This window comes from Desulfosoma sp. (assembly GCA_037481875.1).
Classification (GTDB): domain Bacteria; phylum Desulfobacterota; class Syntrophobacteria; order Syntrophobacterales; family DSM-9756; genus Desulfosoma.
Map to the genome: position 1 here is coordinate 43,384 of JBBFKY010000009.1, position 22,923 is coordinate 66,306.

Here is a 22,923-nt window from a genome sequence, read left to right on the forward strand (position 1 = left end):
GGAAACGTTATGGAAAAGAAGACAAGTCCACAAGTACAACGGGCGCTCACCCTGGTGCTTCAAGGGCTTTTGGAAAGCCTTTCGGAACCTCAGGTGGCCGATCTGGTGGTGGATCGCCTGGCTCGAAAGGTGCAACAAGACGGCTGCTGCCCGCTCAATATCAAGGATGTCTCCGACCTGGAAGCGTGCCCCTTTACGGCTTTGTCCTTGGAATGTTTTCACCGGCAGGCTTTTGTGGGGGAAGAAATCGATGAAGATTCCGTCGCCATGCTGCGCCTTTTCAAAAATCCGTACCTTCAAGGGTTTATGAACATCAGCCGAACGGTGACATCCACTTTGGAATATCGCAAGGTGCTTCAGGTGATTGTGGAAGAAGTGACCAAGATCTTTCAAGCCAAGGGATGCACGCTGCTTTTGCTGGATAAGGAAAAATCAAGGTTGGATCAGGTGGCGGCCTTCGGATTGAGTGAGAAATATCTGGAAAAAGGGCCCGTGGACGCGGCTCGTAGCATCGCGGAAACCACTTCGGGAACCCCCGTGCAGATCTATGATGTGCAAAACGATCCACGAGTCCAATACCCGGCGGAAGCGGTCTTGGAGGGGATCGGATCCATTTTGGCCGTTCCCATTGTCATTCGGGATCGAGTCATCGGCAGTATGCGTATTTTTACGGAAAACAAACGACGTTTTCACAAGTACGAAGTGGAATACGCCATGGCGGTGGCGGAACAATGCGGCATTGCCATTGAAAACGCGCTGATGTACAGCAAGGGTCGAGAAAAATACCGTTCCCTGCTTTCCGAAGTGCACAATTGGATCGAATACTGCGCCTATCGGCCCGAATAGCAAGGCCGGTCGGTTACTGCACACGAAACACGCGCTCTGTCCACTCTAAGGCCTGAAGGTATCGAGTTGTGAGGGCTGAAACGTCGAGGTGAAGCTCGGAGCCGATGCGACCGAGGGTGTCCCACTTGGCTTTTTCATAGGCAAGAACGGTTTCGTACAGAACGCGGTACCGATTCATGCTACCGAGAAGGGACGCTTTGATGGCATCGTCAAGTGGGACCTCCTGCAGGGCCTCATCTATGGGACGCCCCAGCAACGTATCCATGACGGAAAAGATGCCCATGAGGAAGAGTTGATCCTTCTCCGCACCCATTCCCACAAGATCCGCCAATAGTTCCAGAAAGCGACCTCGAATCAGGGACATCTTGACCAGTTCGTTGGGCTGCTTGGCTGTTAATCTCGAATAGACACTCAAGGTGGCCCACTTTCGAATTTCCCGTTCCCCAAGAAGGACCATGGCGTGCCGAATAGAGCTGACCCTATGCCGCAGGCCGAAAAAGGCCGAATTGATGTAGCGCAGCAGCTTGTAGACCAGAGCAGGATCTTGTTTGATGACCTTATGGACGGCTTCCATGTCCAGATCGGGCCGATTTAGCTCGGCGATGAGCTTCAAGGCATGGTACTTAAAAACCGGGACGTCTTGACGTCGAATGATAACGGGTCGGCTGAAAAAATAGCCTTGAAACAGCGTATAGCCGGCTTCCAGCGCCTGTTGAAATTCTTCACGTGTTTCTGTTTTTTCCGCGAGAAGATGGGGGACACGATGTTTCAGGTCTCGAGCGATCCTCGCTTGGAAATCATTACCGGTTCCTCGAAAATCCACTTTAACGATGTCCACCAGCCCCAGGAGTTCGCGGTGTGAGTCTTCCAAGACGATCACATCGTCCAAAGCCAGCGAATAACCGTCTTCTTTCAAACGGCGGCAGGCCGTATAGACGGCCGGGGATGGTTCCACATTTTCCAAGATTTCAATGACGGCCCATTCTTTGGGAAGGAAGTAAGGGGCGTTTTGGAGCAAAAGATTTTCCGTAAAATTGATAAAAGCCTTTCGGCCTCCCACAAAAATTTCTGTCCCCATGGTAAAGAAAAGATTTTGAATCACACTGACGGAAGCTTGGTCGCCGTCACGAAAAACGGCCTGTTGATCCTGAGAAGCCGCCCGGTATAAAAGTTCGTAACCATAGACGTGAAGGCGTCGATCGAAAATGGGCTGTCGAGCGATAAAGCTTTCCATCGGGTAGGAAAGACGCAAAAGGGTGTCGTCGGCTCTCACCGGTGTTGGACGATCGATTTCCATGCAACGAGGTTCTTTATCCTTGCCCATTGGCATGCGCACCGTTTGTCAGGACAAAGTTTTTCGGACAGGACGGATCCTTGGCTACGGGTTCATGAAATCAGAGTGCCCAAGACGATCCCAACCTCTTGATTGCAGTATATTCTTTCAGGCACTGAAGCCATGTGGGTGATGCTTTCCATCCTGACCGCTTTTGCGGCAGCTTCCGTTGATGCCTGGACCAAAAAATTTTTCGGGCATCGAGATGCCGTCACTATGGCTTGTTATCCTCTCGTTTACAGCCTGCCGCTTCTTCTTGTCACGTTTCCTTTTGTTGCCATACCCGCCTTGGATGCCACTTTCTGGTGGTGCTTTGGGCTCTCCATTCCCATCAACTGCCTGAGTTTTGTCCTTTACATGGAAGCCATTCGCCTTTCCCCTTTATCGTTAACGGTGCCTTTTCTGACCTTAACCCCAGTGTTCATGCTGGTCACCGGTTACGCCGTCCTTGACGAGGTCGCCTCATGGCCTGCCGTTGTCGGCATCGGCGTCACTGTGTGCGGCGGGTACCTGCTCCACGCCCCCTCTGTCCACATGGGCTTGCTGGAACCCCTGCGATCCATCGCCAAGGAAAAGGGATCTCTCCTCATGATCGCCGTCGCTTTCATCTATAGCTTTTCCGCGGTGCTGGGCAAGAAAACCATCCTTCACTCCTCTCCATTGTTTTTCGGTTTATTTTTCTTTCTCCTTCAAAACTTTTTATTGGTCGCCTGGGCCGTTCTGACGCGCCGAGTGAACGCTCGCCAATTGCTAGCCAGGTCCGAAGGGTCTAAAGGCCTTCTTGTGGGAGGATTGTATTACCTGCATGTCATTTTGCACGTGTGGGCCATTTCCATGACCCAGGCGTCCTACATGATTTCCCTTAAAAGACTAAGCGCCGTCTTTGGGGTGCTGTATGGAGGGTGGCTGTTCAGGGAAGGCCACTTGGGATGGCGTTTGGTGGGAGCGGCGGTCATGGTGGTCGGATCGGCTCTGGTGGCCGTGGCAGGTTGAGTTCCAAGAGTGATCAAAGCTTGTATGAAATAGCGTTGTTTGACCGTTGTGTAGGAGGCATCGGCATGAGGACACAGTGTGCGCGATATGGTGTGGGTATCTTGGCTGGGGCCCTGTGGATCGCCTGCTTTTTTTCCATAGCTCCAGCCGCTGAGAATGTTTTCTATCGAGCCGGGTATGTCATAGGGTTTCGAGATGCCCAAACCTGGAAAACTAAAGACCCTTCTATGACGGCAGGCCGCTATGCTGAAATGACTCGGGACGCTCTGGCAGCTCAAGGGCCGGTGCCCAGAGTTTTCTGGCGTGGTTTGCGTGATGGGTTCCGAGATGCCGTGCGGGCCTACACGCCTAAATTTACTGCGAAAGATGTGGATGTGGAACAACTTCCTGCCCACCTTCGTCCGTGATGAAATAGTCGTCTTTTGTACTCAAGTTTTCATTCTTTCTGACCGATTCAAGAATATGACGGGCAAAGGATGTGTGTTTTTCGGGTACTGGACAGGAGGAATGGCCATGGAAAGGTTTGGGGGCAAGAAGGGAAAGTTTTCCACAAGAATCATTGTTTTTGGTGTCGGCGGAGTATTGACTTTTACGGCGGTTTTGACCTGGATTTCGTTTACGCTGGAATCGCGCATCATGGATGAAAAGAAAATTGCCACTCGACATGTTGTGGAAGTGGCGTATTCCCTGCTGGAAAAGTCCGCCAAAATGGCTCAGGAAGGGGGCCTTACGGAGGAAGCTGCCAAACGGCAGGTCTTGGATCAGATTCGTGCCTTGCGTTACAGGGAAAACGATTATTTTTGGATCAATGACTTGAAGCCGGTGATGGTCATGCATCCCTTCAAACCGGAACTTAACGGAAAGGACCTTGCGGATTTTAAGGATCCGAACGGTAAGCATCTTTTCGTGGAGTTTGTCAAAGTCTGCAAGGAAAAAGGAGCCGGTTTCGTGGATTACCTCTGGCCCAAGCCGGGTTTTGAGAAGCCCGTACCCAAAGTGTCCTATGTGAAATTGTTTGAGCCGTGGGGATGGGTGATCGGGAGCGGTATTTATGTGGATGACGTGCGGGCTCAGGCGAACCGTATTCGACTCGCTTTCGGTGGAATCGCTGGAGCCATGCTACTTATCGGGCTTTTGGCTACCTGGTGGATCGTGCGCTCCGTAGCCCGGCCCATTGATAATGTGGTTCGTGGACTTTACGAAGGTTCCGAACAGGTGGCGGCCGCTTCCGAACAGGTCTCGCAAGCGGGACAATCCCTAGCCGACGGCGCTTCCCAACAGGCGGCATCCATTGAAGAAACCTCCTCGGCTCTGGAGGAACTGGCTTCCATGACTCGACAAAATGCGGACAACGCCGCTCAAGCTCATGGGATCGTCAAAGAATCGGCCCGAGATATTGAAGAGGCCACGACGGCTATGGGCGATCTGACTCAGGCTATTCATGCCATTACCGCAGCCAGTGAGCAAACACAAAAAATCATCAAGACCATCGACGAAATCGCCTTTCAGACGAATTTGCTGGCTCTGAATGCTGCCGTGGAGGCGGCTCGAGCCGGCGAGGCTGGAGCGGGTTTTGCGGTGGTGGCCGATGAAGTGCGTAACCTGGCCATGAGGGCTGCGGAAGCCGCTCGAAGCACTGCCGAAATTATCGAAGATACCGTCAAAAAGGTTCGGGATTGTTCCACTATGGTCGGTCGAGCCAATGGTGCCTTTCATAAGGTTGAAGGAGGAAGCCGGCGCATCGGGGATCTGGTGGCGGAAATCGCGGCGGCAAGCAACGAACAAGCCGAAGGGATCGAGCAGATTAACAAAGCGGTGTCCCAATTGGATCAGGTGGTCCAACAAAACGCCGCGCATGCCGAAGAAACGGCTTCCGCATCCAATGAATTGAAGCATCAGGCGGAACGTATGAAACATTATGTGGCGGAACTGCAAAGTATTGTGGGAACGACCGTCATTGATGCCGACGGATCTCAAAGAGGGCACGGTAAGAAACCACGTAAGAAAGGAAACGGGAAAGATGTTGAAGCTTTTGATGCCGTGACGATTCAAAAAGACATGAAACCGCTCCCGTCTCTTCCAGCATCTCATAAGGAAAATCTCCGCCAAAGGAGGCTGAATTTGAAGGAATTTTAATGGTTCTGTGAACCCCATCAGCCCTAGGAGCCTGTTGAAGAACGCATAGTACCAAGGTTTTAAATGGCGTTTCAAGGTAGGGGCGAGGCATCGTCTCGCCCCTACTGTGTCTTTTCCTGGAGACCTGGGCCTCCCGATGGATGTGTTCAGATCCCACCAGGGTGGAACACCTCCAGACCGTGTCTTTTCTTTGAGACCTCGGCACTTAAAACGATCATTTTGCGGGCGGGACGCCCACCGCTCCCAAAAACAAATCCGTTCGCGTACAGATTCCTGAAAGGGCGGGTCAAGAATCCCGTCCTGAACTTTGGAAGAAAACCCATAGACCCGCCTTCGGGCAGCCTCCCTTCGGGATGCTCCATGCTCGGCAGCCGCACCCACCCAACAAGGGACGGACCAATGTGTCCGCCCATAACCCCGTAGGAGCGCGTCGGTGTGTCCGTTCCCACAGTTTCGGCGTACCACGCACCTGGTGTTCATGGAGCTGTTATGCTACAAGGGTCGAACAAGGCTTGGGCGTCACCGGTATTTTCATTTATAGGGACTTCGAAGAAAACTTTTCCCGGAGTCTGTTTCATGACCGCTGCGGTGGGGAAGAAGGCCTTGGAAAACAGGATCAATTGTTTAAGCCACGGCGTCTTGTTTGAGAACCTTTCTCAGGAACAGCTCACCACGCTTGCGGGCATCTGCAGTGAACGTTTCTACAAGAAGGGGGAAACGCTGTTTGCTGAAGGTAAAAAAGCGGAAGGTTTCTTTGTGGTCTGCAGCGGTCGGGTCAAGGTTTTCAAGGTTTCTTTTGAGGGTCGAGAGCAAATCCTCCATCTTTTTGATGCCGGAAACATCTTGGGGGAAGTGCCCATGTTTGCCGGCGGTTCCTACCCCGCTCATGCCGAAGCCTTAACGGACGTGACGGCTTTGTTCATTCCTCGCCATGAATTCATTCGCCTCATTCAAAAAGACAGCGGACTGGCTCTGACCATGTTGGCGGTTCTTGCTCGAAAGCTTCGCCATTTCACCGCTCTTGTGGAAAGCCTTTCCTTGAAGGAAGTTCCGGGAAGACTGGCTTCGTACCTTCTTTATCTCAGTGAGCGCAACCCGACCACCGACACCGTGGACCTGGATTTGTCCAAAACACATTTGGCGGCCGTGCTGGGCACGATTCCGGAAACCCTGTCCCGCATCTTTTCCAAAATGGCTGCCGCCGGACTCATCGAAATGCAGGGACGAACCATTCGCCTTAAAGACCGCGAAGCCCTCATGGCTCTCTCTCAGGGGGAGAAGCTCGGGTAAAGCGCCGATGTGTCAGACCCGCTTGAGGATTGCCAAGACAGTAACCCACGAGTCCTCCCACGATCAGGAACAATCCAGCCCAACCCCACAGCGTGGGCCAGGCTCCGTGCAGCCAAAGGATTTCACCGGCAAGGGAAAACAGCACCTCACCCGCTTGAGTGGCGTCCACAGCCGCGATGGCTAGGGGATCATGCGATGCATTACGCGCCTTGTAGAAAAGGGATGTGGCCACCACGCCCGAAGACAGAGCCACAATGCCTGTGTGCAGCCATTGAGAGGCATCGGGAGGATCCGGGCGAACAAGAATCCACAGAAAAATCCAAAAAGGCACGGATCCCAAGGTCATCAGGAACACGCAGGTGGGGGCGTCTCTAAGGTGTGAAGAATTCACGAATGGAATCCGTTGAAAGCCGCCGTGACGGGCTGCATTGAGCATCTGGTTTCCTATGGGATAAGCAAAAGCTGCCAGCACAACAAAAATAGCTCCGAACAAGGCTTCTCGGACTTGGGCGGGGTGGCTGACCTGTTCGGCATGGACCAAAAGAATTCCCATAAAGATGATGGTGGTGAAAAAGACACCCACATAGGGCACGGGGCGCTTGAAGGCCCACAAGACTACCGGTGTGGCCAAAATGGTGATCTGCCAGGTGGCGGCCACGATCCATCCGGGAGCATGATCCGCCGCAAAACACAGGGCTCCGTAAAACACACCAAAGCCGATGGATCCCGCCGTCATCCAAAAAAACCCATGGGCTCGAAAAATCTTGAAAACTCCAGTGAAATACATCCATCCATGACGGGCAAGTATCCACAGGGAAAGGATCCAGAACATATGGAAATAGCGAAGCACCGCCGACCACATCCAATGGCCGCCTCCAAGACTCATGGCACGGTTCAGAATAAACGTCGCGCTGAAAAAGGCCGATGCGGCTAATCCAAGAAAAACAAGGCGAATCATGGGATTATGACTCCGTTATCTCTAGATGTGAGGAGTTTATGACATCGTACTATTTGGCACGAAAGTTGGCCTGTGGTAAAGGAAAATGACGTGAATGTCAGGCGCGGCTCCTCTTCCTTTTCCGTTCCCTTTTCCTGTTCATGTTGTTCCGACGCGGGTGAGACTTCCACAGACACAAGGAGCCATGGGGACTGGTGAAAAAAGTACGAAAACAGAACACAAGGAGGATCGCATGGACAGAAGGTCGTTCATTAAGAAGGTGGGTTTGGGAACGGCGGCGGCAGCAGCGGCGGCGACGATCAACGCGCCTTACGTCTGGCCTAAAGGTCAGACCTATCAATGGCGTATGGTGACCACCTGGCCCCCTCAGATGCCCGTGCTCCAAACCGGGGCGGAACGATTCGCCAAACGCGTGGCCGAGGCTACAGAAGGACGCCTGAAAATCGATGTGTATGCGGCTGGGGAATTGGTCCCCGCTTTGGGTGTCTTTGATGCCGTGTCTCAAGGCACTGTGGAATGCGGCAGCGGGGCTTCCTACTATTGGGCCGGCAAGAGCCCTGCGGCTCAGTGGTTTTCCGCCGTTCCCTTTGGATTTAACCCTCAGGGTATCAATGCCTGGTTTTATTCCGGTGGAGGGTTACAGCTTTGGGAGGAAGTCTACGCCCCGTTTAATGTGGTGCCCAGACCGCAGGGCAACACGGGTGTGCAGATGGGCGGATGGTTTAACAAAAAGATAGAAACCATAGATGATTTCAAAGGCTTAAAGATGCGTATTCCAGGCCTTGGCGGCAAAGTGGTGGCCAAGGCCGGAGGTACCGTGGTGTTGTTGGCTGGAGGAGAAATTTACACGTCCTTGGAACGGGGCGTCATCGACGCCACGGAATGGGTCGGCCCGCTTCATGACCTGCGCATGGGCTTTTATCAAGCAGCCAAGTATTACTACTACCCTGGATGGCATGAACCGGGGACGACTCTGGAGGTCATCTTCAACAAGAAAGCTTACGAATCGCTTCCCAAGGACTTGCAGGCCATCCTTGACGCCGTGGCCATGGAAACCAACCTGTGGAGCTTGTGTGAATTTGAAGCCCAAAACGGAGCCGCTTTGGAAACGTTGGTGAAGGAACACAAGGTGCAATTGGTGAGGTTTCCAGACCAGGTGTTGGAAGCGTTACGAAAACTTTCCGAAGAAGCCATTGAAGAGGAGGCCAACAAGGATCCTATGGCCCGCAAGGTGCATGAAGCTTTCAAGGCTTTCAAGGCAAAGCTGGGTCCGTGGGGCACTGTGTCTGAAAAGGCCTATTATGATCTTATTGCCGCCAAAATTGGTGCGTAAGGACTGAGGCGGCCACGATTGTCGGCGTCCCCGGGAGGGGCGCCGACAAGATACCGGTTCTTTTCAACGCAAGAGAGCCCGTGGAAGCCAGGTGGCCAGAGGTGGAAAAAAGACCACGGCGATCAAGCCCATGAGCTGTAAAAGAACAAAAGCGATAATTCCTCGATAAATGTGCCCGGTGGTGATTTCAGGAGGAGCTACACCTTTGAGGTAGAAAAGGGAAAACCCAAAGGGTGGCGTCATAAAGGATGTCTGAAGGTTCACGGCGAAAAGAATGGCGAACCACAGAGGATCAAACCCCAATTCTTTCATGATAGGGGCCAGTACAGGAATGTGAATGAACGTAATTTCAATGAAATCCAAAAAGAACCCGATAATGAAAACGATACTCATGCAAATGAAGAGCACGCCCCACTTGCCGTAAGGAATATGGGTCAGAATATTCCGGACCCAATGGTCTCCTCCTAGACCTCGAAAAACAAGTCCGAAAGCTCCCGCTCCCACCAAAATGATGAACACCATGCAGGTGAGACGCGTGGTGGTTTGCATGACCTGCACGAGAATATCCAAAGAAAATTTCCTGTTGAACGCAGCAAGGACCGTGGCTCCGGTAGCTCCTACCGCGGCGGCTTCCGTCGGGGATGCGATGCCGGCAAAGATGGAACCCAACACACTAACCATGAGCACCAAGGGAGGGACCAAGGCTTTGGCGAGACGCCGAAAGAATCCCGCAGCAAGGATTTCTTTCCATTCCTCCTGAGGAATCAGGGGAGCCCAGGCTGGTTTGAGGCGGGCCACAATGAGTATATAAACGATGTAAAAGAACACCAGCACGAGGCCGGGGATGATGGCGCCGATAAAAAGATCTCCTACGGAAACTCCAATGATGTCTCCCAAAAGGACAAGGACGATGCTGGGGGGAATGATCTGTCCCAGCGTGCCCGAAGCGGAAATGGTGCCTGTGGCCAGTTCCGGCTGGTAGCCTCGCCGCAGCATGGTGGGAAGACTCAACAACCCCATGGTGACCACCGTAGCCCCTACGATGCCCGTAGAAGCTCCAAGAAGGGCTCCTACCACGACCACAGATACGGCCAATCCCCCTCGAATGCGCCCGAAAAGAAGAGCCATGGTTTCCAGAAGCTCTTCCGCAATCCCGGAACGTTCCAGCATCACGCCCATAAAGACGAAAAGAGGCACGGCAAGCAGTGTGAAATTGGTAATGACGCCCCAGACTCGCAACGGAAGTAAGTTGAAAAAGTTCCAGCCGAAACCATAGAGGCCGAAAAAGAGGGCCGTGCCGAGAAGTGTAAAAGCGACGGGAAAGCCGAACATAAGAAGGATGGTCAAGGCGAGAAACATCAATCCCGGCAGGGATTCCATCAGTGTCCTCCTTTTCTGGCTTCAGTTGCGGTGTTGATTTTGCCCATAATCACCATAAGGCTTCTTAAGGTCATGGGAACGCCTTGAACGGCAATGAGGGTAAAACCCAAAGGAATCATCGCCTTGATAACGTATCGGGCTGGAAGACCTCCAGGATCCGGGGATCCTTCGCCGATAGCCCACGAAGCCGCCAGGAATTTCATTGAAGTGGCGATGACGAGATAACAGCCGGGTAACAGAAAAAAAATGCAGCCCAGGAAATTGATCCAGGCTTGGGTTTTCGGGGAAAGACGCTGGTAGAAAACATCCACGCGAACATGAGCGTCGTAGAGTAGAGTGTAGCCGGCCCCGACAAGGAACAAGACTCCAAAAAGATGCCACTCCAGTTCCTGCACAAACACAAAGGTTTTTTTGAACATGTAGCGCATGATCACATCCGCCGTGACCACAACCACCATAATGAGGGATACCCAGGAGACGGCCCTTCCGACGGTTCGGTTTATGCTGTCCAAGCGATTGCAGAATCGTTCCAGTTTTTCCATGGAAATCCTTTACCTCCTTAAGCTGGGCTGAGCAGGGTTCACCATGCCAAAGCACAGGCCGGAAAAACGGCGCTGCGATGGCCTCGAGGATCCGCGGCCGCGACACACAATCCGTTGTGTTCCCGAGAAACCGCACAAATGAAGCCCAGGCTCCACGGCGGTTCCACAATCACGTCATGCCCGAGGGTTTCCAGAGATCGCAGGGTTTCCTCGGGGATTCGTGATTCCACTCGCAGTCGTGCCGGAAATGCGTCATGGGGATAAAAGGTGCCGGGAAAATGGTCCGAGCATATTTTGGGGCTCTCTATGGCTTGTGCCGTGTCCATGCCAAAGACGGTTCGGTTGAGGAAAAACTGCAGGGTCCACTGATCCTGTTGGTCTCCACCCATAGTGCCGAAAGCCATCCAGGGCTCGCCGTTTCGAAAGGCAAGGGATGGAGTCAAGGTGGTCCTGGGGCGTTTGCCAGGATAGAGAGCATTGGGATGAGCGGAATCCAGGTAGAAGGTTTGAAGCCTTGTGCCCAGAGGAAATCCCAAGGCAGGAATGACTTCATTTCCGGAAATCCAGCCGCCGCTGGGTGTCAAGGCGGCCATGTTGCCCCAAACGTCGGTGACGGCCACATGCACTGTGCCATATCCCCACCTTTCCCACCGAAAGACAGCCTCTGGAGAAAGAAGGGCATGGCCTCCTCGTGGATCCCCTGGTCGATGTTCCCGGCTGGCTCGATGAGGATCGATAAGTGAGCGTCGAAGCGAGGCATAGGATGGGCTGAGCAGTTCACGCAAGGGGACATCCACAAAACGGGGATCCGCATAGTATTGCTCACGGTCTGCAAAAGCCAGCTTGGCTGCTTCCACCCATAGGTGAAGATAGACCGGGCTGTGCCATGCCATGGTTTCCAGATCAAAGGCTTCCATAAGGCGAAGTATTTGCAAAAAAACAGGGCCTTGAGACCAGGGGCCGCATTTGAATACCTGGGTGTTTCGAAATTCCACGCTCACAGGGTTTTCAAAAAGAGTCTCATAGGCTTCCAGATCGCTCCGGGTCAGAAACCCTTCCTTTTCTTGAACGAAACGGTCAATCTCCTGAGCGATATCCCCCTTGTAAAAGGCGTCTCGAGCGGCACGTATCCCTCGCCATCGATCCTCCCCGAAGCGCCTGGAAGTTTCCATAAGGTGATCCATAACCTGTCCGTAAGCGGCATTGACGAGCCGAGCGCCCAAAGCCGGAACTTTTCCTTGAGAATCAAGGTACAAAGAAGCCGACGCCGGCCACTGCTTTTGAAAAAGATCGGCATTTTCGCGAATGCCGAACTTGGGCATGTCCAGCAGACCTTCATGCACGGGAAAGCCGTCTCGAGCCAAAGTCTTGGCGGGTTCGAGAATATCGTGAAGAGGCAATGTGCCGAACTTTATCAACATGTCTAGAAGGGCGGCCACGGCGGCAGGAACACCGACTGCCGGCATGCCTTGGGGAGGGATCAAGGTCATGCCTCGGCTGACATAGGCTTCCAAGGTCGCCGCAGCAGGGGCTTGAGTGTTGCCGTTGACCACCGTCACTGAGCGGTTTTGAGCGACATAAAGCACCATGGGACATTCACCGCCGATGGTGAACATGTGAGGATTGACCAAGCCCTCCACAAAGACGGCGGCGGCCGCCGCGTCAAAGGCGTTGCCTCCGGCTTTGAGCATGTCCATGGCTGCTTGCGCGGACAAGTAATGCTCGGAGGCGACGGCTCCATGAAACCCCAAAGCGGCACGAAAGTCACAGTCGATTCCGTCGGTTTTGCCGAAAGCACGCATGGAAATCCCCCTGCCGGTGGATACTTTCCACCGTCCCAATGTGCAGCATCGAACATTTTCCCCAAGGGTGGGGAGAAGCCCTTCAAGGGCATGGGGGGCCGAGCGAGAAAAGCCGGAACTGGGTTGTGTCGAGGGAGGAGTTCTTCGGTTCGCTATCGCTGTCGCTTGCAGAAAACCCGGCCCATTTCCTGGTGATGACGTCACGCCGGCTTTGCAGGCTTTTGTCAAACACCACGCCTGCATACCCAAACCAAACGCAAAATTCAAGTCTGGACTGAGATGATTCCTGGATCTATAGATGGGGATGATTTCAGAGTGCTGGTATGGAGAACAGAAACACCACAGTACTCCTAAAGGGCTCTGAAGCCGGCGGGAGCGGGGCGTTAGGAATGCCGTTGAGGATCAAAGGGGAGAAGCGAGAGTCTTGAATCGTCCACGCGCCTATACAGAAAGCCGATCGCAGATTGTCAGAGCCCGGCTTGAGGTTCTGTTTTCTTTCTTAGAACGTCACGGCTTTGTTTTGGGGCTGATTCTGGTAACGGGTTTGACCTTGGCCGATGACGCTGAATTAAGCGTTCAATGGGGTCGCTGGCTCAAAGAGCATCATGCGCCGAATGTTCTTATCGGAGCCATTTTTTTCTTTTCGGGTTTGTCTCTGGAAAAGGAAACACTTTATAAAGGCGTCTTGGACTTGAAGGCCGTGCTGGGCGCCTTGAGCCTCATTTTTCTTGTCTCACCCCTTTGGGCTCTTGCTTTGGCTCGAGAACCCTTAGGGCCTGGACTCACGGTCGGGCTTTTTCTGGTAGCGTCCATGCCTACCACCCTGAGCAGCGGCGTTGTTTTGACAGGCGCTGCAGGCGGGAACATGGCTACAGCTCTTCTCATTACCATCGTTTCAAACAGTGCCGCTGTTTTTGTAACACCCTTTCTTCTCGAGTTTCTTGTCGGCCAAACCGTGACCCCCACATCCATGGAGCTGCACAAAACCTCTCTCATGATCACCTTGGTCGCTCTGGTTTTTGCCCCTCTGGCTTTGGGCATGAGCCTCAGAGCCGCATGGCTGACCCTTTCACAGCGCATTAAAGGCCCTCAACCGTCCACCCTGAACACCTTTTTGGTGCTTTGCATTGTCTGGATAGGGGTTTGCGGATCCCGTCACACCATGGTTCAGGGAGTCCACCTGTTGCCTTTGGTGGTTGCCTTGAGTGTGGTGTTTCATGGGGGACTTTTGCTTTGTGCTTTCCTTATGGCTCGCGCTCTTAAGTTGTCGGTGGGTCGTCGTGAAGCCGTGATCTTTATGGGAGGTCAAAAGACACTGCCTCTTTCCGTGCTTATTCAAACGGCTGTTTTTCCTCAATATGGAGAAGCCCTGGTGTTCTGTGTGTGCCATCATGTGGTGCATCTCGTGATGGACGGATGTGTGTTGAGTTTCATTAAAAACTTCAAAAAAGGGTGAAAAAGAGCTTAGAAGCCTGTACCCTGAGGATAAAGCACGAAAAGTTCCCGGGGATGGCAAGGTTTCGGGACCGCTTTTCCTGTAGGTGAAACGCCTGCGCTTGCGAGAAGCGTCTCGGTTTCTTGCAGCCTTAAGGACGCTCGAGAAGACCGGAAATGATTCTTTTGGATAAAGACGGTTTCACTGTGGAGCAGCTGGTGGAGGTGGCTCGTTGTCGCGTGCCGGTGGATTTCACTGAGGCGGCCCGCCTTCGCCTTCTTAAGGCTCGGGCTCTGGTGGATTCCTGGGTGGCGGAAGGGCGGGTCATCTACGGCGTCACGACGGGTTTTGGTGCGCTGAGCGATGTGGTCATTTCCGCAGCGGATGTGAGGACTCTCCAGACCAATATTCTAATGAGCCATGCCGCAGGCGTGGGCCCGGAATTGGCTCCGGAAGAGGTGCGGGCTCTCATGGCCCTGCGCCTCAAAGATCTGGCGCGGGGTCATTCCGGGATTCGATGGGAAACGGCGGAGCGCCTTCGGGACTTTTTAAATGCCGATATTTTACCGGTGATTCCGGAAAAAGGATCTGTGGGAGCCAGCGGAGACCTGGCACCCTTGGCACATATGGCGTTGCCTCTCATCGGTTTGGGAGAAGTCTTTTATCAGGGTAAAAGACTGGCGGCCGGAGAAGTTCTGCAGCTTTTGGGGTGGAACCCTTTGGTTCTGGAAGCCGGAGAAGGTCTAGCCCTGGTGAACGGCACGCAGCTCATGACCGCCCTTGGAGCCTTGGCTGTTTATGATGCCCAAAACTTATCCAAGGTCGCTGATATTGCGGCTTCCATGAGCCTGGAAGTGCTTATGGGCAGCCGGATGGAGTTCGACCCCAGAATTCACCGTGTGAGGCCCCATCCAGGCCAAGCCAAGGCGGCCCATAACATGCGCCGTATCACGCACAATAGTGAGATTATCTCGTCTCACAAGGATTGTTCGCGGGTTCAGGATGCCTACACCTTGCGATGTTCTCCCCAGGTGCATGGCGCTTCCAAGGATGCCATAGCGTATTGTCGGGAAGTTATAGAAAGGGAGATGAACGCGTCCACGAACAATCCATTGATTTTTGCCGACTGTGAGGAGTTTCTTCTGGGAGGGAATTTCCACGGACAACCGGTGGCCCTGGCCATGGATTTTCTGGCGATCGCTCTGGCCGAATTGGCGGACATTTCGGAACGGCGCATCGAACGTTTGGTCAATCCTCAGTTGAGCGGCCTTCCCGCTTTTTTGGTTTCTCAGGGAGGGCTCCATTCGGGATTCATGATTGCCCAATACACGGCGGCGGCTCTGGTTTCGGAAAACAAGACCCTGGCCCATCCCGCCTCGGTGGATTCCATTCCCACATCCGCCAACAAAGAAGACCATGTAAGTATGGGAACTTTTGCGGCCCGCAAATGCCGCGAAGTGGTGCACAATGTGGAAACCGTGCTGGCCATCGAACTTTTGTGCGCCGCTCAGGCTCTGGACCTTTTTACCAACATGCGCCCGGGTGTGGGCACTCTGGCCGCCTACCGACGGATTCGCCAGGATATCGGCCACTTGGAAAAGGACCGTGTCCTGGCCCCGGACATTCAAGCCATGGTCGAACTCCTTCGCACCCAAGAGCTTGTGCGGGCGGTGGAAGCCGAGGTGGGAGGGCTTCATGCCTGAGCTGTACCAGGAGCGAGCCGTTATCGTTTTTGAATCATGGAAGCCATGAAGAGGATGGCTGAAAAGTTGTGAGTCATGCGGTCGGAGACTTTGCCAAAAGCGATCCGCGTACTATAGTAATTTTAATTGTTGGGTTTCCGTGCGGTCGGACACTTCCTCCTCCTCCTAACCTCCTGAAACAGACCTACCTTGGGGCAACGGCACAGGTTTTTGTCTGGCCCTGTCACGGCCTCCTCGAGCGTTCACGGAGGATTTTATGTCGACGCCCGTTTTTCAACCAAAACAGAGGGCCTATGAATCCTCTGAACGATTGAGGGTTCTTCTCGATCTGAGCCTTGCCCTTTACCGCTGCGTGGACCTGCATTGCTTGATGCGGGACACTCTTCCAAAGGTTCGCCAAATTCTGAACGTGGAAGCGGTGTCCATTATGATTGCCGATACCCCGGAAAACTTTCTGCAAGTGGTTTGGAACGAAAATCTTCCCGAAGCCCTTGACGATTTCCTGAAAAAGACGCGTATTCCCATGGAAAGAAGCATTGCCGGGTCTGTTTTCAAAAGCCGTTGTGGCGAAGTGATTGCGGATGTGCGTCAGGATTCGCGCCATTATGCGTACCTGGATCAAACCTTGGGTTTTCAGACACGATCTCTTTTGGCCATTCCATTAGTGTCGGAAGACCATGCGGTGGGGGTTTTGGAATGTATCAATAAAACCGATGGGGCTTTTGAGCCGGCAGATGTGGAGCTGGGGGAGGCGGTGGCCGGTATTTTGTGCCTGGCCATTCAAAGGGCCACACTTTTCGAGGATCTGAAAAAACGTAATGTCCAGCTTCAAAATCTGGTCGATTCTTGCAATCGGAAGATTCTGGAGATAGAAAGCGAAAAAGAGCGACTGTCGAGAGAGTTGCAGGGGCGCCACCAGTTCCAAAGCATCATCGGCTCCAGCGAAGCCATGCTTAGAGTTTTTGAGCATGCTCGGCATGCCTTGAACTCGGACATTACGGTTCTGATTCAAGGTGAGACTGGAACGGGCAAGGAACTCATTGCGCGATGTCTGCATTACGAAGGTCTTCGAAGAGACGGGCCGTTTGTGGCGGAAAATTGTGCGACCATTCCGGAGAATTTGTTCGCATCCGAACTCTTCGGCCATGTCAAGGGGGCTTTTTCCGGCGCCGTCAGAGACCGAAAAGGATTGTTGGAAACCGCGCATAATGGAACACTTTTTCTGGATGAAGTGGCTGACATGCCCATGGACGTCCAAAAAAGCTTACTAAGGACTCTTGAGGACGGTTCCTTTCGGCCGGTGGGTTCCAACGAAACCCGAAGGTCCGATTTTAGGCTTATTACCGCCACACACAAGGATCTTCAAAAAGAAGTGGATGAAGGTCGATTTCGACAAGATCTCTATTATCGAATCAGCGTCTTTCGCATTGACATGCCGCCGTTTCGAGAACGTTATGGAGATGTCCCTCTGCTCGCTTTGCACTTTCTCAAAGAGTTCGATCAAAAGTACTGTAAAAATATCTCAAGCATTGACACTGAGGCCTTGGAACTCCTGAACAGCTATCCTTTCCCTGGGAATGTTCGAGAGTTACGAAATGAAATCGAGGGTGCCTATGCCGTTGCGGATGCCGGCCGCCCCTTGATGAAGAAACACTTCAGTCCTAAGTTGTTGGCATTTGCCAAAACCACGACCCAAAAACGTTCTCAGAAGCTTAAGGAATGCCTGGAGACAGTGGAATGCAACCTCATCCTTGAAGCTTTGCAGTCTTCCAAAGGCAACCAAACCCAAGCGGCCGCCATGTTGGGATTGAGCCGCTACGGTCTTGCCAAGAAAATTCGGCGTTACAAGCTAAGTTTTGAGAAAGGAAAACATCGTTGACAGAAGCCAACGCTGTTGACTCTTGAGGGCCGAAGCGATCCCGCGGGGTGTTTGAATGTCTCACGCCCAAAAACCAGCAGGCTGATACGAGAAGACGGCGCAGCGTTTTTTCAAAAGGCGTCAACAATGTTGCCACCAGTAAGGGTCTTTTTTTGCGTCGACACCATCCTCATTGCCGCAACCCATGGAATTTCTCCATGATTTGGTTCTGGCACGAAAACTGATCATCCCAAAGACCAAAGATTTCTGAAGATCCATCACCGAAACCCAAATCTTGGAGGAAGCCATGAAGCAAAAACTTGATATCAGCTGGCTGATGGGGATGATCGTTAAAACACCTTGTATCATCGGGCTGTTTTGGCTTGTCATCGGGATAAGTACCCCGGTTGCGCTGGGGGAAGAATCGGAGGCTAAAAACTATTATGACCAATGCATAGAAAGTCGTCTTGAAAATTGTGAAAGAAAAGCATCCTATGAAACGTGCGCAGGTCCCCGGTTGCAAGAGTGTGCGGCCCGAGCCCACAAAGAAGCCGCTTTCCTGAGGGCCAACAAGGACCAATTGATGGCCGACATGGAATCGGAAAAGGTTAAACCTATCAAGTACAAGGTGGATTATACGCTGATCAAAGCCTATCACCGGACAGGGGAATGAACCGTGTAGAAAGCATTGTTCGGCGCCGTCCTGAAAAAAGAACGGCGCCTTTCTTTAGATTCCTAAAACTTCCTTGAGGGCTTGCTCGATTTCTGGATAACGGAAAACATAACCGTGACGCAGAAGCACGGAGGGAAAGACTCTTTGGCCTTCGAGCAGCACGGAGCCGAATTCACCCAAAGCCAGCTTGAGAGCAAAGGCGGGGGTTCTAAGAAAGCTGGGTCGATGAAGCAGTTTTCCAAGAACGTGGGCCAAGGTTTCGTTACGGACAGGGTTGGGAGCACAAAAATTCACAGGCCCTTCAACGGCTTTATTTTCCATGACAAACAACATGGCACCGATGAGGTCTTCCATGTGAATCCAGGAAAACCATTGGCGTCCGTCGCCTAAAGGCCCCCCGACGAACCTTTTGAAAGCCGGAATCATCTGCCCCAAAGCGCCTCCCGTTTTGCCCAACACGATGCCGAATCGTGGACATACCACACGGGCTCCTTTGGATCGCGCTGCTAAGGCAGCCGCCTCCCAGTCCACGCAAAGGGATGCCAAAAAATCCGAACCGGGGGGCTCGTCTTCCGTCAGGCTGGCATCCCCTCTGGGGCCGTAGTAACCTACCGCGGACGTGCTCAGCAGGGTCAGGGAGGTCCCATCGGGAATGGCCTGAACCAGATTTCGAGTGGTGAGAATGCGGGAATTGTAAATGATCTTTTTAGAATTGGGTGTCCAGCGCCGAAAGATGGAGGCTCCGGCCAAATTGATCAGGATATCCTGGGGAGCGACGGCTTCTTGCCATGATCCTGCCTGAGTGGTATCTGCCGAAATGTAGTCCACCTCGGGGGGCAGAGCGTTCGGCCGAGGCCCCTGGGCCACGCCTGTGACCTGATGACCACGTTCCACCAATCGATGACACAACTGAGTGCCCACAAACCCTGAAGCTCCGGTTATCAGAACCTTCATGGCGTGCTCCTCGTCTTATGGATTGGGCGATGGCGCCTCTATGGTTTTGAGAACCACAATAACCTAGAACCCTTGGGGTTCCAAGGCCGACAAAGAAGGAAAGACACAAAAAAACCCGCCCGGTGAAAAGGCGGGTTTGTTTGCGGCGTCTTTCAGACTTACTGAAAGTAAGCGCACTTTTCGCACGTAAAGCCGCTCCACATCCCTTTTGCGGCCTTATCCAGGCAGTCGTCATAGTGCAGACAGTCAAAATTGCGCAATCCTTTGCCTTCTTTGCACTTGACAGGGTTGGGAGTCGGCTGGGGCGTCGAAGGGACGCACCTTTGCGTTGACGGTCGCGTCATGGCAACCTCCTGTGAAACTTCAAGGATTAGCCCTCATTCGTTGGAATGTGATACACGCGCATGAGAAATTGTTTACCTGTTGGTGGAACTCTTGCACAACATGCCTAAAAGAAGAAAACCTGCAGCGGCGATGGCCCAGCACGCCATGTCCATAAAACCCTCCATGGTTCCGGTCATAACTTCGCCCTTTGGAAAGGCGCGGGTAGATAACTTAGGTCGGCAAAGAGGTCAAGAGTTTTTTGAGCAGAAAAAGGAAGGCACCGAAATTTTTGTTTCATGCCGTGCAATCCCATGCCCGTTCGGGTCGATCTTAGCCGCATCAACGTATCGCGCCTTTTTACACAATCGCGAGGACTTCGTCAAAGAAAAAATGTCGAAAGCCTTTCATCCCGGTTTGCAGCTCTTTCGTTTCCAGGAACAGCATGAAAATATCTTGGACAAGTATCATTTTGTGGTTACATTGGCACGATTGATACCCAGGGGAGCGGCCTTAGCGGCGACACGGATCGATGGACGCCGTAAGGGGCATGACGTGGGGTTGAACGAAAGAGTGAAGGGGGTGTCGGATTCTTGGGGGCTTGTCCGAGAACGGTTTCCCCCTGGGAGCGCAGGCGCCCGCTCGGTTCAGATGGCGGGCCGGAGGTCCGCAGAAGCAGTCAATAGCCCGGTTTCGGGGTTGTAATGGCGAGGCGCCGCTCAGTCCTTACTTGAAACCCCATTAAAGACCTTGGTACTGCCGGTTTTCGGACAAGCTTCCAAGGGGTTTATATAGTTTTTGGCGCCGAACATGGCTTCAGCAACGGAGGGATGAGGAAACCCATGAGGTCTCTTAAACGGCGTATCGCAAAACTCTTCCTAACCTTATTGTGTCTGCCCGCCGTCGTGTTTCAGAGCGGTTGGATTCCTGCGGCTGCCGGCTCTGAAGCGACTCTAGGAGAAGTCCTGTCCCTTAAGGATGCTTTGCAGGAAGCCTTGGCGAACCACCACCTGATTCGAGAAGCCGAGGAATTGGAAAAGGCGGCCATGAACGAAGAGCAAAGTGCTCAGGCGGCCATGAAGCCGTCTCTCTCCACACACTACCAGTACTTTCGCCTTGAAGATCACCCTTACGCTATCTTTCGAACCAATCTAGGGGTTCAGCAAGTCAATATGGGTCATCGAGGAACCTACACGTGGGACGTGACCTTGACCCAACCTCTTTTTACCGGATTTGCTCTTTCCACCAAGAAAAAGATCGCCGGTTTGGATGTGGCGGTCTCTCAGGTTCGAAAGGAAGCGGCAATTCTGGATGTCATCAAGCATGTCAAGACCGCGTATTACCGAGTGCTTTTGGCACAACGCTACCTTGACGTGGCTCGAGAGGAAGTGGATCTGCTGACAGCTCACCTTAAAGATGCGCAGCGCTTTTATGATCAGGGGCTTATCCCTTATAACGATGTGTTGAAATCCAAGGTGGCTTTGGCTCAAGCCCAACAGGTGCTTGTGCGGCGACAAAAAGACCTGGAGGTGGCTTCGGCGGACTTGAACCGGCTTCTGGGTCGAGACTTGTCCCGGCCGCTTCGGCTGCAAGAGGCGGCTTCTTTTCAGCCACAGGCCCTCTCTTTGGAGGCTCTGATTGCAGAAGCCTTGAGAACACGGCCCGAACTGAGCCTTCTAAGGCTTGAAGTGGAAAAGGCCAAAGAAAGTGTTCGAATGGCAGCCAGCGAGCTTTATCCCAAACTCTATGCGGTGGGAGCCTACGAACGCACAGGCAAGGATCCGTTAGGGGAAGAAAACGATTATCGAAATCCGGAAACGGCTGCCGTCGGAGTACGCATGGACTGGTCTGTCTTTGAATGGGGTCGAAGTCTGGCTCAGGTTCGTCGGCAACGCCATACCCTTGCGGCTCTGCAAGAAAAACTGGCGGATATTGAAACCAGTGTGGCCTTGGAAGTGAAAGCTGCCTTGGCTGATGTCCAGGTTGCGGAAGAAAATATTCAAACGGCTCAAAAGGCTCTGGAACAGGCCAAGGAAAATCTCAGAATCACGCGTTTACAGTATCAACAACAAGTGACCACCGTCACCGAAGTCCTGGATGCCAGAACTTACCTGACGCAGGCGGAGGCCAATTTCTATGCGGCTCATTATGGACGCCGCATCGCTCAAGCGGAACTGGATCGGGCTGTCGGATTCCGTGCTCTGGATGAGGGGGATAAAGATGGGAGATAGGTCCTTAGAGCAGGCAGCGGGACACAAGGCCAGATGGATTGTGTTCGCCGTGGCAGCGGTCCTTTTGATGGTCAGTGCCTTTAACGTGATGCGGTTTCGCACACGATCTTCGGAAACCAGGGAACTTCAGGTGGTGGTGCCTGTGGAAGTTCGAGAGGCGCGAAACGCTCTGGTGGAGGAATTCCTCAAAACCACCGGAGACCTTGTGCCGTTGCAAGATGTGTATCTTTACCCGGCCGTGCCTGGAAAGAAAATTCTGGAGGTCTTTTTTGAACGCGGTCAACTAGTTCCCAAAGGTGCTCTGGTTGTGCGCCTGGATGATGCCGAAGTGGCGGCCAGGCTTCGACAGGCTGAAGCGGCTGTGCACGCGGCGCGCACTCAGCTGGAACTGCTGGAAAAAGACAAGGCCAGATTGGAAAACTTGTATCGTCAAAACGCCGTGGCCAAGCAGAGGTTGGACCATATTCAAGCGGAATACCGAGCGGCCCGCGCGCGGCTCGACGAAGCTCAAGCCGCTCGAAAAGCCCTTGAAGAGATCCATGGGGATTTTTTTCTGCACGCGCCTTTGAGCGGCATACTGGCCGAACGCTATGTGGACCCGGGGAATCTTTCCGATGTCAAGAAGCCCATCGTCCGTATTACCAATGAAACCGTTCTCAAGGTCGTCTTTCATGTGCCTGAAAAGGATTTCCCCCTCATAAGTCCAGGCATGAAAGGCTTGTGCCGCTCGGATGCCTTTCCCGATCGAACCTTTGAAGGAACGGTGGCCGTTCTTTCTCCGGTCCTGGATCCTCGCACCCGCACGGCTCTGGCCGAGCTCCATGTGCCCAATCCCGAACTGGTTTTGCGATCCGGTATGTTTGCCCATGTGACGTTGCCTCTAAAGACCCGTGAAACCCTGGTGGTGGACCGTGACGCTCTGGTGCGCGTTCCAGGAACAGGACAGCCCTATGTGTTTGTCGTGGAAGATGGAAGGGCACGGTTACGTAATGTGCGTCTTGGGGTGGAACAAGAAACCTATGTAGAAGTCGTCGAAGGGCTTCGGCTGCACGACCAAGTGATTGTGCGGGGTCAAAACCGTGTTGTGGATGGATCCCCGGTGGAAATGGTTGCGACAAAGGCCTCATCGTAAAGG

At 53.1% G+C, this 22,923-nt stretch carries 18 protein-coding genes; 12 read left to right on the forward strand and 6 right to left on the reverse strand.

Going from position 1 to position 22,923, the window contains the following annotated elements; translation table 11 throughout:
• Nucleotides 1-9: 9 nt before the first annotated feature.
• A complete protein-coding gene (locus tag WHS46_11820; protein MEJ5349362.1) occupies nucleotides 10-846 on the forward strand; it encodes a GAF domain-containing protein in 837 nt (278 codons plus the stop codon).
• A gap of 13 nt (nucleotides 847-859) precedes the next feature.
• On the opposite strand, the gene WHS46_11825 is transcribed toward WHS46_11820, so the two are convergent.
• The gene (locus WHS46_11825; GenBank protein ID MEJ5349363.1) at nucleotides 860-2,143 is read right to left on the reverse strand and encodes an HDOD domain-containing protein; all 1,284 of its coding nucleotides are present in this window, start codon (nucleotides 2,141-2,143) and stop codon (nucleotides 860-862) included.
• A 159-nt stretch (nucleotides 2,144-2,302) separates the two neighbouring features.
• On the opposite strand from WHS46_11825, the gene WHS46_11830 reads away from it, so the two are divergent.
• The 4 genes from WHS46_11830 (at nucleotide 2,303) to WHS46_11845 (ending at nucleotide 6,598) form a co-directional block, all read left to right on the forward strand.
• On the forward strand, nucleotides 2,303-3,172 hold the full coding sequence (locus WHS46_11830) for a DMT family transporter (GenBank protein ID MEJ5349364.1): 870 nt from the start codon (nucleotides 2,303-2,305) through the stop codon (nucleotides 3,170-3,172).
• Between the two features lie 65 nt (nucleotides 3,173-3,237).
• Nucleotides 3,238-3,579, forward strand: coding sequence for a hypothetical protein (locus tag WHS46_11835; protein ID MEJ5349365.1), 342 nt, complete (start codon nucleotides 3,238-3,240; stop codon nucleotides 3,577-3,579).
• Nucleotides 3,580-3,685: 106 nt separating this feature from the next.
• The gene (locus tag WHS46_11840; GenBank protein MEJ5349366.1) at nucleotides 3,686-5,308 is read left to right on the forward strand and encodes a cache domain-containing protein; all 1,623 of its coding nucleotides are present in this window, start codon (nucleotides 3,686-3,688) and stop codon (nucleotides 5,306-5,308) included.
• Nucleotides 5,309-5,884: 576 nt separating this feature from the next.
• Complete coding sequence (locus WHS46_11845) at nucleotides 5,885-6,598, forward strand: Crp/Fnr family transcriptional regulator (GenBank protein MEJ5349367.1); 714 nt, start codon at nucleotides 5,885-5,887, stop codon at nucleotides 6,596-6,598.
• On the opposite strand, the gene WHS46_11850 is transcribed toward WHS46_11845, so the two are convergent.
• The gene (locus WHS46_11850; GenBank protein ID MEJ5349368.1) at nucleotides 6,564-7,556 is read right to left on the reverse strand and encodes a multidrug resistance efflux transporter family protein; all 993 of its coding nucleotides are present in this window, start codon (nucleotides 7,554-7,556) and stop codon (nucleotides 6,564-6,566) included. The genes WHS46_11845 and WHS46_11850 overlap by 35 nt on opposite strands.
• A 232-nt stretch (nucleotides 7,557-7,788) precedes the next feature.
• Here WHS46_11850 and WHS46_11855 point away from each other — a divergent pair, with 232 nt between their 5' ends.
• Nucleotides 7,789-8,889, forward strand: a complete 1,101-nt coding sequence (locus WHS46_11855; protein MEJ5349369.1) for a TRAP transporter substrate-binding protein — start codon at nucleotides 7,789-7,791, stop codon at nucleotides 8,887-8,889.
• 63 nt (nucleotides 8,890-8,952) lie between these two features.
• On the opposite strand, the gene WHS46_11860 is transcribed toward WHS46_11855, so the two are convergent.
• From WHS46_11860 to WHS46_11870, 3 genes are read right to left on the reverse strand one after another with little or no spacing between them, the layout of a single operon-like run.
• The gene (locus tag WHS46_11860) at nucleotides 8,953-10,269 is read right to left on the reverse strand and encodes a TRAP transporter large permease subunit (GenBank protein ID MEJ5349370.1); all 1,317 of its coding nucleotides are present in this window, start codon (nucleotides 10,267-10,269) and stop codon (nucleotides 8,953-8,955) included.
• Nucleotides 10,269-10,811, reverse strand: a complete 543-nt coding sequence (locus WHS46_11865; GenBank protein MEJ5349371.1) for a TRAP transporter small permease subunit — start codon at nucleotides 10,809-10,811, stop codon at nucleotides 10,269-10,271. Before WHS46_11865 ends, WHS46_11860 begins: the two co-directional genes overlap by 1 nt.
• Nucleotides 10,812-10,849: 38 nt before the next feature.
• Nucleotides 10,850-12,613 (reverse strand): gamma-glutamyltransferase, encoded by a 1,764-nt coding sequence (locus WHS46_11870; protein ID MEJ5349372.1) that lies wholly within the window; start codon nucleotides 12,611-12,613, stop codon nucleotides 10,850-10,852.
• 424 nt (nucleotides 12,614-13,037) lie between these two features.
• Here WHS46_11870 and WHS46_11875 point away from each other — a divergent pair, with 424 nt between their 5' ends.
• From WHS46_11875 to WHS46_11890, 4 genes are all read left to right on the forward strand, one after another.
• Entirely contained in the window at nucleotides 13,038-14,069 is a 1,032-nt protein-coding gene (locus WHS46_11875; GenBank protein ID MEJ5349373.1) for a bile acid:sodium symporter, read from the forward strand.
• Between the two features lie 155 nt (nucleotides 14,070-14,224).
• Complete coding sequence (gene hutH, locus WHS46_11880) at nucleotides 14,225-15,751, forward strand: histidine ammonia-lyase (protein MEJ5349374.1); 1,527 nt, start codon at nucleotides 14,225-14,227, stop codon at nucleotides 15,749-15,751.
• A 256-nt stretch (nucleotides 15,752-16,007) separates the two neighbouring features.
• A complete protein-coding gene (locus WHS46_11885; protein ID MEJ5349375.1) occupies nucleotides 16,008-17,630 on the forward strand; it encodes a sigma 54-interacting transcriptional regulator in 1,623 nt (540 codons plus the stop codon).
• A gap of 286 nt (nucleotides 17,631-17,916) precedes the next feature.
• Nucleotides 17,917-18,282 carry a hypothetical protein gene (locus tag WHS46_11890; GenBank protein MEJ5349376.1) on the forward strand — a complete coding sequence of 122 codons (366 nt, stop codon included), beginning with the start codon at nucleotides 17,917-17,919 and terminating at the stop codon, nucleotides 18,280-18,282.
• A 54-nt stretch (nucleotides 18,283-18,336) separates the two neighbouring features.
• Here the strand turns inward: WHS46_11890 and WHS46_11895 are convergent, their stop codons facing one another.
• Nucleotides 18,337-19,236: a TIGR01777 family oxidoreductase gene (locus tag WHS46_11895; GenBank protein ID MEJ5349377.1), complete on the reverse strand. Its 900-nt coding sequence runs from the start codon at nucleotides 19,234-19,236 to the stop codon at nucleotides 18,337-18,339.
• Nucleotides 19,237-20,399: 1,163 nt separating this feature from the next.
• Between WHS46_11895 and WHS46_11900 the strand changes: the two genes are divergently transcribed.
• A complete protein-coding gene (locus WHS46_11900; GenBank protein MEJ5349378.1) occupies nucleotides 20,400-21,788 on the forward strand; it encodes a TolC family protein in 1,389 nt (462 codons plus the stop codon).
• Complete coding sequence (locus tag WHS46_11905; protein ID MEJ5349379.1) at nucleotides 21,778-22,920, forward strand: efflux RND transporter periplasmic adaptor subunit; 1,143 nt, start codon at nucleotides 21,778-21,780, stop codon at nucleotides 22,918-22,920. Before WHS46_11900 ends, WHS46_11905 begins: the two co-directional genes overlap by 11 nt.
• Nucleotides 22,921-22,923: the final 3 nt, after the last annotated feature.